Here is a 13,488-nt window from a genome sequence, read left to right as displayed (position 1 = left end):
CCGCTGTACAAAGGCCGCGCGCTTTATCCGGAAATTTTCATTACCTTCAGGCACACAGCGATACCGGGCACCATCAGACATGACTATCTTTCCACGCCATTGAAAAAATTATCATTGTTATGAAGCCAGAACTGATCATAGACGCGCCTATACTGGGGGAGAAAAAGATATGGGTCAAAAAAATTTACAAACCGCACTTTGACCATCCTTTCCATTTCCACAAACTCTGTGAGCTGACCTGGGTAGCCAAAGGTCACGGGCAGCTGATACTGGGAGATTATGTAGGCAGCTTTGCCGAAGGGGAGATCATACTGGCCGGCCCCGAGCTGCCGCACCTCTGGAAGTGTGACGATATTTTCTACAGCAAAAAAAAGAACCTGTTCACCAAAGCCTTCGGGCTGTACTTTCCCGCGGAGCTGGCCAACATGGTGTCTGATGACGATACGGGCATTCACCGCTACAACGGCCTCATGCAGAAAGCGGAAAGGGGCCTCCGGTTCTCCGGCAAAACAAAAACCGTGGTCACCGGCAGGATCAAGGAACTGGTGGAATCGAACGGTTTGCTGCAGCTGGGCATCTTCCTGCAGATCATAGACATCCTGGCGCGTTCTGAAGAATATGAGTACCTGGCCAGCGTTGGTTACAAGAGATCACTGAACATCAATGACGTGGAACGCTTCAATGAAGTGTACCAGTTCCTGCTGCTGAACTTCCACCGCGATATTATGCTGGAAGAAGTGGCCGGCATCTGCAACATGACCACCAGCTCTTTTTGCCGGTTCTTCAAGCAGAAGACCCAGAAAACATTTACCTACTTCCTGAACGAGCTGCGGGTGGGCCATGCCAAAAAATTGCTGCAGAACGAGAACTACCTTATCAAAGACATCGGGTATGAATGCGGGTACAACAACCCGGTACATTTCTTCAATTTTTTCAAACAGATCGTCAAACAGACCCCCAAGGAATTTCGTGAGTCCTTATTGGGAAAACAAAGGGTTGCCCCGTTATAGGACAACCCTTCTCTCTCAACAATCCACCGCTTCTCTCTTCTCAATAACCTTTATTTTGCTGCAGGTTGGAGTTGTCAAGTATTTCCTGTGAAGGAATGGGAAAGAGCAGCTCTTTTTCAGACACCACCGGCCCGTAAGAGAACTTGTGGCCCACGTATTCTTCAAACCGGCGGGTGGTAAGGTCCATGGCCTTGCGCAGCCGCACCATGTCAAACCAGGTGGTATTTTCATAACACAGTTCAAACCAGCGCTCCCGCCATACGGCCTCCCTGAACTGTTCTTTGCTGAGGCCCGCCAGCTCCGGCAGCTCCGCGCGTTTCCGGATATCGTTCACCGCAGTGTAGGCCTTTGCAGCAGGGCCGGCCATTTCGTTGGCAGCTTCTGCGTAGGTGAGCAACACTTCCGCATACCTGATCACGGGCCAGTTCAGGTCACTGTTGGCGGTGGTCAGCTGCGCGGTCTCGTCAAAATGTTTGTAGATGTAATAGCCGCCAAGGTCTACCGTTTTGGCACGGTCAGACTCAGACGTGTATTTAGTATAGAAGAACTGTTTTTCCTTTACCCGCAGGTCTGCCGGGTCAAATGCCCTGATGAAGTCAATGTTGGCGTAGATGCCGCCCGTTTCATCAGAATACGCGGAAATGTTCTTGTTGTACGGCAAAATGGCTACCTGCCAGCCGGACGGGAGTACCTGGGTGCGGAACTGCATCATGAAAATGTTTTCTCCCGTGTTCTTCCTGGCGGGGTTATGCAGGTCTGCGTACGTGGCAAACAGCGAGAACTGTTTGGAGTCGATCACTTCTTCCGCTTTTTTTGCGGCCAGCTCATAATAAGGCGCGCCTTTTTGCAGCGGGTAACCGGCCATGGTAATGTACACCTGCGCCATCAGGGCCTTTACCGCGCCCATGCATACTTTGCCGGAAGCGTCCGTCCACGGCAGGCCGGAGGCTTCGGCCTCTTTCAGGTCCGCCTCAATAGCGGCGTACACTTCTTCCGCCGGTACCTGCATGGGTTTCAGCTCGGGAGAATTGAGGGTAACGGGTTGCAGGATGAGGGGGATGTTGCCGAACATGCGCACCAGGCCAAAGTAATACCAGGCCCGCAGAAAACGCGCTTCGCCCAGCAGCTTTTTACGCTCCGCCTCGTCCATGTTGATGTCCGGTATCTTTTCTATGGCCAGGTTGGCGTTGGCAATGCCCCTGTAATAGCTCACCCAGTACGTACGCCCATACCCGTTATCAGGCGTATTAATGAGGTCTTTCACAAAATAGCTGTTCACGGCCTGCCCCAGGTCTGTAGCCGCCAGGCCGGTGGCAAATTCCGTCATCATCCAGGCGCCGCCGCCAAAGCCGCTGGAGGTAGCCTCGCGCATGGAGGCGTAAATACTGTTCACCCCGCTGCGCGCATGCTCCGCGGTCTTGTAATACTGGTCTACGGTGAAATTGCTCGGGTCTGTTTCATCCAGGAACTTGGAGCAGCCGGTGAGCGCGGTGGCGGCGGCCATCCAGAACAGCAACTGGTATTTTAATATGTATGGTTTCATGTTACTTCCGGTTTAAGGTTTACAATAATTACAAGCCTACGTTCAGGCCCAGCAGGAACAGGCGCGGCCTGGGATAGTCGTACAGCGCATACCCCTGGTCAAAGGGAGAGCCGGAGTTAGACACTTCCGGGTCATAACCGGTGTATTTGGTAGACACAAAGAAGTTCTGCATGGAGGCATATACCCGCAGGCGGCTCAGCTTCATGGCAGATGTGGCGGAGGCCGGGAATACGTATGCCAGCAGCAGGTTGCGGCCGCGGATGAAGGAGGCGTCTGTTACCTTGTGGCTGTCATTATTGGTATCGTATCCTGCGGGAACGGGGCGGAGCTGCGCAATGGGCGTGTTCTGATGGGTCTCCGTCCACGCGTTGAGCACCGTTTTATAACTGTTAGCAATGCCCTGGCGGTCTTCCAGCGAGTGGATGCTCCTGTCATGCACATCGTTGCCGTACATGTACTGCAGGTCTACGGTGAGCGACCAGTTCCTGTACCGGAACGTGTTCAGGAAAGTGCCGAAGCCGTCAGGGATGCCTTTGCCGATGATGGTGCGGTCTTTATCATTGATCTGCTTGTCGTTGTTCAGGTCAAGGTACTTTATATCTCCCGGCAGGGCATTGTATACGGCCGCCTCGTCTTTCTCCGCCGTGCTCCAGGTACCCAGGTTCACCCTGCCGAAGAAGGCGCCAACGGGATCGCCTACACGGATCACCGTAGCGCCGGAGTAGATATCGCTGCCGCCGGTCAGTTCCAGCACCCTGTTCTTGTTCACAGAAATATTGAACTGGCTGCTCCACGAAAAGTTGTCCCGCTGTATGTTGGTGGTGTTAATGGAGAACTCTATCCCCCTGTTCTCCATGCTGCCAATGTTGCGGGTAATGCTGGAATAGCCGCTGGTGGTGGGCAGCGGGGCGGCCAGCAGCATGTCTACCGTTTTTCTGCGGTACACGTCCAGCTCCATGGAAATGCGGTTGTCCAGCAAGCCCAGTTCAATACCTGCGTCCATTTGCAGGGTCTTTTCCCATTTAAGATCGTCGTTGGCCATACGGCTGATACCCGTACCGGGACTGCGCACGCCGTCAAAGACCACATCGTAATTGCCCATACCGGCCATGGCCTGGTAAGCCAGTATCTCCGAGTTGCCGGTAGCGCCGTAGCTGGCGCGCAGCTTCAGGTTGGAGATAGCGGGTATGGCCTTCATAAAATCTTCCTGCGAGACCCTCCATGCCACCGCGGCGGAGGGGAAGAAGGCGTACTGGTTGTTACGCCCGAATTTGGAAGACCCGTCCATACGGCCGGTGAAAGTGACGAGGTATTTATCCAGCAGGCCATAGTTCAGCCGCGTGAAATACGAGTTAAGGCCGTATGCCGTACCGCTTGAGCCGGGCGTTTGCGGGTTGGCGCCGGCGCCCAGGTTGTAGTATTTGAAATAGTCATCGCTGAAGCCCTGGGTAGACGCATTGGCGCTGAACTGGTCTATATGTTGCCAGGAAAGGCCCAGCAGCGCGTTGAGGGAGTGTATCTTACCAAACTCCTTATTGTAGGTGAGGTAGTTCTCGAACTGCCAGGAGTTGAAGCGGTTGTTGGTGATCTGCGCCACGCCTTTCTGCGAGCGGGAGATATAGTTCAGGTCCCGGCCCGCGTAATAGTCCAGCCGCTGGTTGATGATGTTGCTGCCCACGGTGGTGCGCAGCTCCAGGCCTTTAGCCAGCTGAATATTGGCGTAGATATTTCCCAGCAGGGTTTGCGTACGAAGGAAATACAGCCGTTCCTCCAGCACCTGTACAGGGTTGCCGCCGCCTTCCATGCCCGGGTAATCATCATTGCCGGCCCAGGTGCCGTCTGGGAATTTGACCGGGATAATGGGCAGCGCCTCCAGCACCTGGCGCATGGTCACAATGCCGCCGCCGCCCAGCTGGTCTATCTGTTTGTCGTTCTGGTCTGTATATCCCAATGTACCGCCTACTTTCAGCCAGTCTTTGATCTGGCTGTCAAACACAAAACGGGCGGCATACCTTTTCTGCCAGGAGCCTTTAATAATGCCGTTCTCGTTACGGTAGTTGAGGAACGCGCCGTAGCTGCCTTTATCGTTGCCATTGGTGAACGCCAGCTGGTGGTTCTGCGTGAGCGCCTTTTGTGTGGACTCTTTCTGCCAGTCCGTATCATACAGCGGGTTACCCTGCGCGTCAAACAGCCGCGGGTCTGTTCTTTTCGTTCTGGGGTCTACATACTTTCCGTTAGCCCAGCCCACAGGGTCATACTTTTCCGCGTTCTGGTAGGCTGTTTCCTCTACCTGCAGAAACTCTTTCGAGTTGAGTACGCCCAGTTTCCTTGGCAGGGTGCCGATGCTGAAATCTGTATCGTAGGTAAGACCGCCGCCGCCGGAAGTGCCGCGTTTGGTGGTGACCAGTATAACGCCGTTGGCGCCGCGGGCGCCGTAGATAGCGGTAGACGAGGCGTCTTTCAATACCTCGATGGAGGCAATATCATTCGGGTTGAGGTAATCTATGGGCGAGCTGCCGTTCTGTAAACCGGCCACGTTCAGAATCACGCCGTCTATCACGTACAGCGGGTCGTTCTGGATGTTGATGGAGCTGAAACCGCGGATGCGGATGTTGGCCCTGCCGCCCGGGCGCCCGGAGTTGGAAGATACGTTCACACCGGTAACCCTGCCAGACAGCTCCTGGTTGAGGGAAGAAGCCGGCCGCTCCGCCAGCGCTTCGGCCCTTACCGTGCCCACCGCGCCGGTGAGGTCTGACTTTTTACGGGTACCATAACCCACTATCACCGTTTCATTCAGGCTGGACGCTTTGCCCTTTAAGGTGATCCGGTACTCGGCACGGGCGTCTACCGTTACTTCCTGTGTTTCATAACCCAGGCCGGAAAACAACAGTACCGCGCCTTGCGTTACCTGGAGGGTAAATTTACCTTCCGCGTCCGCAACGGTACCGGTTGTAGTTCCTTTCACGGCCACGGTGGCACCTATAGCAGGGACGCCCTGCTCATCGGTAATGGTGCCTTTGATAGTTACAGACTGTGCCCGCACCAGCAGGGGGAGCATCAGCAGGACGGCATACACTACGCCACGTATGGTCCCATGCAGCTTTTTTGTTCGCATATGACTGATTTGACAGCGGCAAGGCCGCCGGAGTTAAGAAATAGCATGGCCGGTCACCCCCGGCATGCAGGATTGCGGAGAAATGTAAAATGCTGATAACAGGAGACAACAACAGGCAGCACTGCGCACGTACTGCCCACGGGTTGACGCAACAACTATTTCATACCTGCCACTGTATCACGGAAAACTTTGTACTTGCCATCATAATTGCTGGAATCGGGTCACGCGGATCGTTAGGTTTTTTCATAACAAAGAATTTAACTGGAATCTCGATTTACCGGATTAACATCAAATACACGGTTCGCTGCACACTACTTCAATTACAATAAAGATAATCACGCAACAGGCAGACTGTTACATGCTTTTTAGCAAATATTGATATGATATTACCGGATTATAATTTTGGTAAAACACGCGCCAGTAGCGGGCAGGAAGGTACAGGACAGTTAAGTGGAAAGCATGTTGTAATTTGCTGGAAGAACTATATAACTGATACTCAAAAAACGGGAACGTGGTACCCACCGCGTTGCTTTTTTGCTGCGGGGACAATAACGGAAGGCTCCCATTTCCGTTGTTCCCTGCGGCATTTTTTATAGCATACTGACCAACAGCACCCAGTCATTTCCTGCGCCGGTTGAAGGCGGCATTGTGCGTAGCGGAGTTGCTGTTGTGAAGCGGAAGCCGGCCGTAACGGTTGGGCTTGCGCAGACCGTCAAACTCCGCCAGCAGCACGGTTGTTTAGGTAATACCTGATCTCTTCCCCGTTCAGGCGGTGAAACAATTCCCAGCCGGCCGGGCTCCCCGAAAGAGCTATTTTTCCCGATTGCGTAAACAATATTCCCGATTTGTAAAACCCGCCGTATAGAAAGCCCCCTACTTTGCAGAAAGTTTCATTGAAGGAAGCATGCAAGCGAAAATTTTTATACCGTTTTTATTCCTGTCCCTTACCTGTACCAGCCTCTTTGCCCAAAAAAGCGCTGTGAAGGGGCGCATTATTTCCACACAAGGCAAGCCTTTAAGTTATATCACCGTTTCACTGGAACGCACCGCCCATGGTACGCAAACGGACGAGAACGGCAACTACCGTATTGCCGGCATTCCCGCCGGGCAATATGTACTGCGGGTGCTGTCTATGGAATATGCCGGGCAGGCCAAAGAAATAGTCATAGGGAACGATACTACCATTACCGAAAACTTCACCCTCGAGGTATCTGCCGCCAAAGACCTGGGAGAAGTGGTGATCACCGCGCAGAAAACCGGCCAGCAGGTAAAGGTGCAATCCATCAACACGGCCATTTACCGGGAGCAGCCTACCACGCTGGTGGAGCTGATGAACCGCTCCGCCGGCATCCGCATCCGCCAAACGGGCGGCCTGGGCAGCCGGAGCAACCTGATGCTGAACGGCTTCCAGAACCGTTCTGTGCGGTATTTTAAAGACGGCATCCCGCTGGATTACCTGGGCGCCGGTTTCGACATCTCGCTGGTGCCGGTGAACATGCTGGAACGCGTGGAAGTATATAAAGGCATCCTGCCCTTCCACCTCGGCGCAGACGCCCTCGGCGGCGCGCTCAACATGGTTACCCGCCACGATGTGAAGAGCTTCCTCAACGCCTCTTACGAACTGGGTTCTTTCAACACCCACCGCGCTTCCCTGAACGCTTATTACAAAAACGCCAAAGGGAACCTCTTTGCGGGCATCAACGGTTTCTACAACTACTCCGACAATAATTACAAAGCTACGGTACGGCTCACAGACCCGTCTACCGGCGCGTCAAAAGATACCACCACCCGCCTGTTCCACAACCAGTTCTCCAACTACTACGTGGAAGCCTTTGCCGGCCTCGCCAATACAGGCTGGGCAGACGAGCTGCGGTTCACGGTCACCGCCTTTTCGGTAGACAAACAGTTCCAGTTCGGTTCCAGCATGGAAAAGCCTTATGGCGCCGTAACGGGCAGCCAGCGTTCCGTAGTGCCGTCCCTGTTATATAAAAAGAAACTGCTCAACAGCAAGCTGGACATCAGCCAGTTCCTGGCCTACAATACCCTGCGCACAGCAACGGTAGATACGGCTCACGGGCGGTACAACTGGGCAGGGCAATACACCCGTTCCGAAACGGAAATCGGGGAAATGTCCAGCACCGGTTCCCTCTCCCACATCAACTTCCGGTATCTGACCTCCCGCACCAACCTCAACTACCAGCTCACCAACACGCAGGCGCTGAACCTCAACGTGGTGGCCAACAACTTCCGCCGCGAAGGCACCGATCCCTACGGCCACAAGTTCTCTACCGGCAAAGACGTGCTTACCGTGCCCGCTACTTATAACAAAATGATCGTGGCGCTGGGGCTTACGTCTTCTTTTGCGAAAGGCAGGCTGCAAAACAGCCTCATCGGCAAATATTTCCACTACGGTACCAATGCCAGCGATGCGGACTACCGCGGGGATGAAGTGAACACCATCAACAGCAGGTCCGCCTGGGGCATTGCGGATGGTTTGCGGTACAACCTCAACCAGTACGCTTCCCTGCAGCTGTCTGTTGAAACATCGCTGCGGCTGCCGGAGCAGGACGAGCTGTTTGGAGACGGCAACCTCAAGCTGTCCAACTTTGAACTGAAGCCGGAAAGGAGCATCAACATCGGCGCCGGTTATAAAGTAGCCATCCCCGCCAGCTACCGCATAGAGGCCAATGCTTTCTACCGCTATACCAAAGACCTCATCCTGCTCATGCCCATCAACTTCATGTTTGCGCAGAGCCAGAACGTGGAAAAGGTAAAGGGCCTGGGGGTAGATGTAGACGGCAGCGTGTCTGTGACCCGCTGGCTGGACGCCAACGCCAATGTTACCTTCCAGGAGCTGCGGCTGGCAGACCCCGGCAACTTTGCGCGAGACAAGGCGCGCCTCAAGAACACCCCCTACTTTTTTGCCAATGCCGGGCTGAGCGCCAAATTCAACAACCTGCTGCGCAAGCAGGATAAAATAAACATCTACTGGTATTACTCTTTTGTACGGGAATATTACCTGGACTATATCCCGAAATCCGTGGAGCCGGACGGTTTCCTCGGCCTCTTCGGCAAGGCCGGGATAGACGCCCGCAACATCATCCCGGACCAGAACATACACACCGCCGGGTTCACGTATTCCCCGGCAGGCATGTTCTCTGTGGGTTTCCAGGTGAAGAACATCTTTGACGTGGCCGTGTTCGACAATTTCAAGATACAGAACCCCGGCAGGGCCTTTTCAGTAAAAATTTCTTACTCTCTTTAAGTATATACAATGAATAAATTGATCAAACAAAGCATCGGCGTTTTATCTGCAGTAGTGCTGCTGGCTTCCTGCAGCAAAAAGAACGATCCCGCGCCGGACAACGGCAACGACGGTAAATTCGGCTATGTGCTGTTCACCAATGAAAAAGACCTGGCCACCACCGGTTATATGAAAGCATATGACGGCGTACCTGGCGGCAGCTTCAGCAACATCAGCGAAAAGACCCTGCAAATGACCTCCGCCTTCGGCTTTACCGCTTATAACAAGTGGATATTCAACCGCAGCAACATTGCCGGCGAAGCGGGCATCCAGAAACTGACGGTAGCGGCAGACGGGAAGATCAACGCAGAAGGCTTCCTCGCCAACGGGCAGATGTTCCACATCGTGAACGAGACCACCGGTTATTACCTTGACCCGGCAAGAGGCTCCATGCTGCTGCAGATCTTCAACCCTACCACCATGCAGCGTACGGGTGAAATAGACCTGAACTCCCTGAAAATAAACGATGCCAGCGTTAAATACCAGGCAGTGGGCCAGCACACAATCGCTTCCAAAGAAGGCAAGCTGTATGTAGGCGTTACCTACGGAAGCACCACGCAGGCAGGCGGTTATGGCGATGACGCCGTAGACTATGTTAAAATGGCCGTGATCAACATTGCCACCAACCAGCTGGAAAAAACCATCCAGTACGATGGCATCAAGTCACTGGGCTGGGGCTCCAGCGCCAACAAAATGTGGACGCTGGGAGACGATGGCGCGCTGTATTTCTATTACACCGGTTTTAACGAAGGTATTACCAACAGCTCCGTGATCCGCATCAAAAAAGGTGAAACGGACTTTGACCGCAGCTGGATATTGAAAGCAGACACTTACCAGGCGCATTCCACCATTGGCGTGAGCGTGGTAAAGAACGGCAAGATCTATGTGCAGCTCCCTTCTGTAGAGCTGGCGCCTGATTTCTCCAACCTGGGCACGCCTATCTGGGACTACTACGCTATTGACATCAACACCCTGGCGGCTACCAAAATTACCGGCATGCCCAAAACACGCTACGTACACTCCAACGAGCAGGGTATTGTGGAAATGGACGGGAAGATCTACCTCTGGATGGCCAACGGCGCCGAGAACGGCTATTACCTGCTGAACGAAAGCAACAACACCGCCACCAAGGCTTTCAGCGTAACAGACGGCGGCCTTGTTTCCGGTTTTATCAAACTGAACCTGTAACAACATGAAAATTGAAACGGCCAAACGCTGGTTTTTATGGCATAAATGGACCAGCCTCATCTGTACCATTTTTCTGCTGATGCTCTGCATCACGGGGCTGCCATTGATCTTTCACCACGAGCTGGAGCATGTGCTGGAAGAAGAGAAAGTGGCGGAAATACCGGAGGGCGCGCAGAAAAAAAGCCTTGATGAGCTGGCCGCCGCCGCCGAAGCCCTCTACCCCGGCGAGCGCGTACGGTACGTGTACTGGGACGAAGACGAGCCCAACAAAACGCTGTTTGACGTGGCGCCCCGCCCGGAAGCGCCGTATGACAGCAGTAAATATGTTGTACTGAACGACTACACCGCCGCCGTGCTGGACAGGCCTACCACGGACGGCGTGATGAACTTCATCCTGCGGCTTCACCGGGACATGTTCCTCGGCATTGGCGGCATGCTGTTCCTGGGGCTGATGGGCATTGTGTTCGTTATTGCCATTATTACCGGTGTGGTGCTGTACGGGCGTATCATGAAGAAGTTCGATTTCGGCATGGTGCGCAAATACAAGTCACGCCGCCTGCACTGGCTGGACACGCATAACCTCATAGGCATTGTTACCCTGGCCTGGGCCACTGTAGTAGGCATTACCGGCATCATCAACGCCTTGCATGATGTGGTGCTGTTTGCCTGGCAGCAGGGCCAGCTGAAGGAAATGGTGGCGCCCTATGCCAGCAAACCGCCACTGGAAGGCCAATACGCTTCGCTTGACAGTGCGCTGCTGGTAGCGGAAAAGGCCGCGCCAGACATGAAAGCCAGCATCATCACCTACCCCGGTACCATGTTCACCAGCAAACACCACTACGGCATTTTTATGAAAGGCAAAACGGAGCTGACGGCCCGGCTGCTGATGCCCGTGCTGGTAGACGCGGAGAACGGCACGCTCACGGACGCGCGCAAAATGCCCTGGTACGTGATCACGCTGTTTGTGTCTCAACCGCTGCACTTTGGCGACTATGGCGGCTGGCCGTTAAAAATAATATGGGCCCTGTTTGACCTGGCCACTATTGTAGTGCTCATTACAGGCCTCTACCTGTGGGTGGCCCGCCGGAAAGCGGCCAAAATGCAATGGAGCCGGCTAAACGAAAAAATTGAGGAATACGATGAAGCATAATCCTTTCATGAAACTGTGGGGCATGCCGCTAATACTGGCCGTGCTCTCCCTGGCCGGCCTCATTATAGCGCTGGCGGGCGATGGCATCTGGGACATTTTTTCCTGGATAGGGCTGGGCATCCCGCTTTACCTCATCATCAAACATTATTATTTCCGGAAAGAACAACGGGAGGAGCTGTAAGCTGCTTCCCGTTGTTTTATTTCACTTCCTTCCGGATGTAAAAGCCCCATGGCGCAAACCGCTTGACGGTATCCAGCCAGTAAGCCAGGTTTACGTCTACATCCGTATACGGCCTGCCGTCAAATATTTCCGCACTTACATCGGCCAGCGCCCAGTCATCTTCCATAAAATGCCATTTGAAAACATGCGTGCCGTTCGTGTTATAGCTGGCGCTGCCGCCTGCCAGCGCGCCGTTCACTATTTTGCGCTGCGCTATGGGCAGGGTTAACTGGGAATCTATTTGCTGCAGCAGCGCAGAATCCCTGGTGGCTACTACAAAGGCGCTATCCCGCCAGTCTTCCGGCGGTACTTTTTTAGCTACTTCAAAATAGCGGTAGCCGGGGTTGGGCGGCGGCGGGCCGTTCTTGTTGCAGGCTACGGCGCCCGCCAACAACACTGCCAGCAGGCAGGCGGGTTTGAATAAAGACATGGTATTCCGTATTTGTTCCGGGAGGAAGGCACAAAAATGGTGCCTCCCGCATGGCTGTTTTTGTAAAAAAAATTATGGCAGGAAGTAAATCCTTTAGATATATTTTATATATTGTACGGATAAGTTTTCAAAACCTTATCCTTGACAGCACTATTGCAATAATTTCTAAAATTTCACGTCTATGACTGCCGACGTTAACAAGACCGCCTTATTTAACGGTAGTTGTTTCGCTCTCATTACCACCGCATTCACATTTGCCATCAGGGCCGGTATCCTGACCCAGCTGGGCGCACAGTTCAACCTGACCGCGGAGCAGCTCGGGTTCATCAACTCCATGTGGTTCCTGGGTTTTCCCATTTCCATGATCATTGGCGGGCTGGTATACCACAGCTTTGGCCCGCGGAACATTATGCGGGTGGCTTTTGTGGCGCACGCGCTGGGTATCATACTCACCATTTACGCCGGCGGCTACACGCTGCTGCTGATCTCCACCCTCTTCATCGGCTTCGGCAATGGGTGTACGGAAGCGGCCTGTAACCCCATGATAGCAGACAGCTACTCCGGTGTAAAAATGAACAAGATGCTCAACCGCTTCCACATGTGGTTCCCCGGCGGCATCGTAATAGGCAGCCTTATTTCCAAATTCATGACAGATGCCGGCCTGAGCTGGCAACTGCAAATGTGGGTGATCATGATCCCCACTATCATATATGCAGTACTGTTCTATGGTAAAACATTCCCCGCACCCAAGGTAGAAGGCGCCACGTCACTGGCGGAAAACCTCAAGGCCATGGTATCTCCCACTTACATTTTCCTGTTCATCTGCATGGCCCTCACCGCCATCAGTGAATTTGGCCCGCAACAGTGGGTAGGCCTGGTAATGAGCAGCAGCGGCGCCAGCCCCATGCTCATACTGGCTTTGGTAACCGGCCTCATGGCCGTGGGCAGGTTCTTTGCCGGCCCCGTGATACAGGCATTGGGCCAAACGGGCGTATTGCTGATCTCCGCTATTTTTGCGGCCATCGGCATTTACCTTTTCAGTGTAGTGACCGGCCCTATGGCGTATGTAGCCGCCGTATGCTTCGCCATCGGCGTTTGTTACTTCTGGCCTACCATGGTAGGCGCCGTGGCACAGCGGGTACCGCTCAGCGGTGCTTTGGGCATGTCTATCATCGGCGGTGTGGGCATGTTCTCCAGCTCCATCTTCCAGCCCATCATTGGCCGCTGGATAGATTCCGCCCGCGCGGAAAGCGCACAGAGCGGCCTCAGCGGCGCCCAGCTTGAACTGGTTGCCGGTCAGGACACGCTGGCCAAAATGGCTATGTTCCCCGCCATCCTCATTGTACTGTTCATCATTTTCTTCTTCTGGCAGAAAAGAACGCCGGCCAGCCAGGGCCAGGTAGCGGCCGCGCATTAAGCGGGCGCCGGCTTAACATAAAAAGTGAGGGAGTATCCATTCAGATACTCCCTCACTTTTTTATAGTAACGAATGATGCCTGCCACATGGCCTGTCTTCCGCGCGGCAAGC

Annotated in this window: 9 protein-coding genes; 6 read left to right on the top strand and 3 right to left on the bottom strand. The window is 53.9% G+C overall.

From position 1 onward, the window contains the following. The first annotated feature begins 119 nt into the window (after positions 1 to 119). Positions 120 to 1,010, top strand: a complete 891-nt coding sequence (locus D3A97_RS14455; RefSeq protein ID WP_119079187.1) for an AraC family transcriptional regulator — start codon at positions 120 to 122, stop codon at positions 1,008 to 1,010. Positions 1,011 to 1,050: 40 nt separating this feature from the next. On the opposite strand, the gene D3A97_RS14450 is transcribed toward D3A97_RS14455, so the two are convergent. Continuing rightward, positions 1,051 to 2,553, bottom strand: a complete 1,503-nt coding sequence (locus D3A97_RS14450; RefSeq protein ID WP_119079186.1) for a RagB/SusD family nutrient uptake outer membrane protein — start codon at positions 2,551 to 2,553, stop codon at positions 1,051 to 1,053. A gap of 28 nt (positions 2,554 to 2,581) precedes the next feature. Next, a complete protein-coding gene (locus D3A97_RS14445) occupies positions 2,582 to 5,668 on the bottom strand; it encodes a SusC/RagA family TonB-linked outer membrane protein (RefSeq protein ID WP_119079185.1) in 3,087 nt (1,028 codons plus the stop codon). A 904-nt stretch (positions 5,669 to 6,572) separates the two neighbouring features. Between D3A97_RS14445 and D3A97_RS14440 the strand changes: the two genes are divergently transcribed. From D3A97_RS14440 to D3A97_RS14425, 4 genes are read left to right on the top strand one after another with little or no spacing between them, the layout of a single operon-like run. Further along, positions 6,573 to 8,933: a TonB-dependent receptor gene (locus D3A97_RS14440; RefSeq protein WP_119079184.1), complete on the top strand. Its 2,361-nt coding sequence runs from the start codon at positions 6,573 to 6,575 to the stop codon at positions 8,931 to 8,933. Between the two features lie 9 nt (positions 8,934 to 8,942). Continuing rightward, positions 8,943 to 10,160, top strand: a complete 1,218-nt coding sequence (locus D3A97_RS14435) for a DUF4374 domain-containing protein (RefSeq protein WP_119079183.1) — start codon at positions 8,943 to 8,945, stop codon at positions 10,158 to 10,160. A gap of 4 nt (positions 10,161 to 10,164) precedes the next feature. After that, positions 10,165 to 11,310, top strand: coding sequence for a PepSY-associated TM helix domain-containing protein (locus D3A97_RS14430; protein ID WP_119079182.1), 1,146 nt, complete (start codon positions 10,165 to 10,167; stop codon positions 11,308 to 11,310). Continuing rightward, complete coding sequence (locus tag D3A97_RS14425) at positions 11,300 to 11,491, top strand: hypothetical protein (RefSeq protein WP_119079181.1); 192 nt, start codon at positions 11,300 to 11,302, stop codon at positions 11,489 to 11,491. The genes D3A97_RS14430 and D3A97_RS14425 overlap by 11 nt, the downstream gene beginning before the upstream one ends. A 16-nt stretch (positions 11,492 to 11,507) precedes the next feature. Here D3A97_RS14425 and D3A97_RS14420 read toward each other — a convergent pair whose 3' ends face one another. Continuing rightward, positions 11,508 to 11,960 carry a BP74-related protein gene (locus tag D3A97_RS14420; protein WP_119079180.1) on the bottom strand — a complete coding sequence of 151 codons (453 nt, stop codon included), beginning with the start codon at positions 11,958 to 11,960 and terminating at the stop codon, positions 11,508 to 11,510. 181 nt (positions 11,961 to 12,141) lie between these two features. Between D3A97_RS14420 and D3A97_RS14415 the strand changes: the two genes are divergently transcribed. Beyond that, entirely contained in the window at positions 12,142 to 13,377 is a 1,236-nt protein-coding gene (locus D3A97_RS14415) for an MFS transporter (RefSeq protein WP_119079179.1), read from the top strand. The last annotated feature ends 111 nt before the right edge of the window (positions 13,378 to 13,488 follow it).

The organism is Chitinophaga alhagiae, from assembly GCF_003568665.1.
Classification (GTDB): Bacteria; Bacteroidota; Bacteroidia; order Chitinophagales; family Chitinophagaceae; genus Chitinophaga; species Chitinophaga alhagiae.
Note: the sequence above shows the minus strand (reverse complement) of the source record. Positions and strands in the feature narration are given on the sequence as shown.

Bases quoted from the DNA above. Each gene is read 5' to 3' on its own strand.
- D3A97_RS14415 (WP_119079179.1), top strand. From the start codon at position 12,142: ATGACTGCCGACGTTAACAAGACCGCCTTATTTAACGGTAGTTGTTTC.
- D3A97_RS14450 (WP_119079186.1), bottom strand. From the start codon at position 2,553: ATGAAACCATACATATTAAAATACCAGTTGCTGTTCTGGATGGCCGCC.
- D3A97_RS14425 (WP_119079181.1), top strand. From the start codon at position 11,300: ATGAAGCATAATCCTTTCATGAAACTGTGGGGCATGCCGCTAATACTG.
- D3A97_RS14440 (WP_119079184.1), top strand. From the start codon at position 6,573: ATGCAAGCGAAAATTTTTATACCGTTTTTATTCCTGTCCCTTACCTGT.
- D3A97_RS14455 (WP_119079187.1), top strand. From the start codon at position 120: ATGAAGCCAGAACTGATCATAGACGCGCCTATACTGGGGGAGAAAAAG.
- D3A97_RS14420 (WP_119079180.1), bottom strand. From the start codon at position 11,960: ATGTCTTTATTCAAACCCGCCTGCCTGCTGGCAGTGTTGTTGGCGGGC.
- D3A97_RS14435 (WP_119079183.1), top strand. From the start codon at position 8,943: ATGAATAAATTGATCAAACAAAGCATCGGCGTTTTATCTGCAGTAGTG.
- D3A97_RS14430 (WP_119079182.1), top strand. From the start codon at position 10,165: ATGAAAATTGAAACGGCCAAACGCTGGTTTTTATGGCATAAATGGACC.
- D3A97_RS14445 (WP_119079185.1), bottom strand. From the start codon at position 5,668: ATGCGAACAAAAAAGCTGCATGGGACCATACGTGGCGTAGTGTATGCC.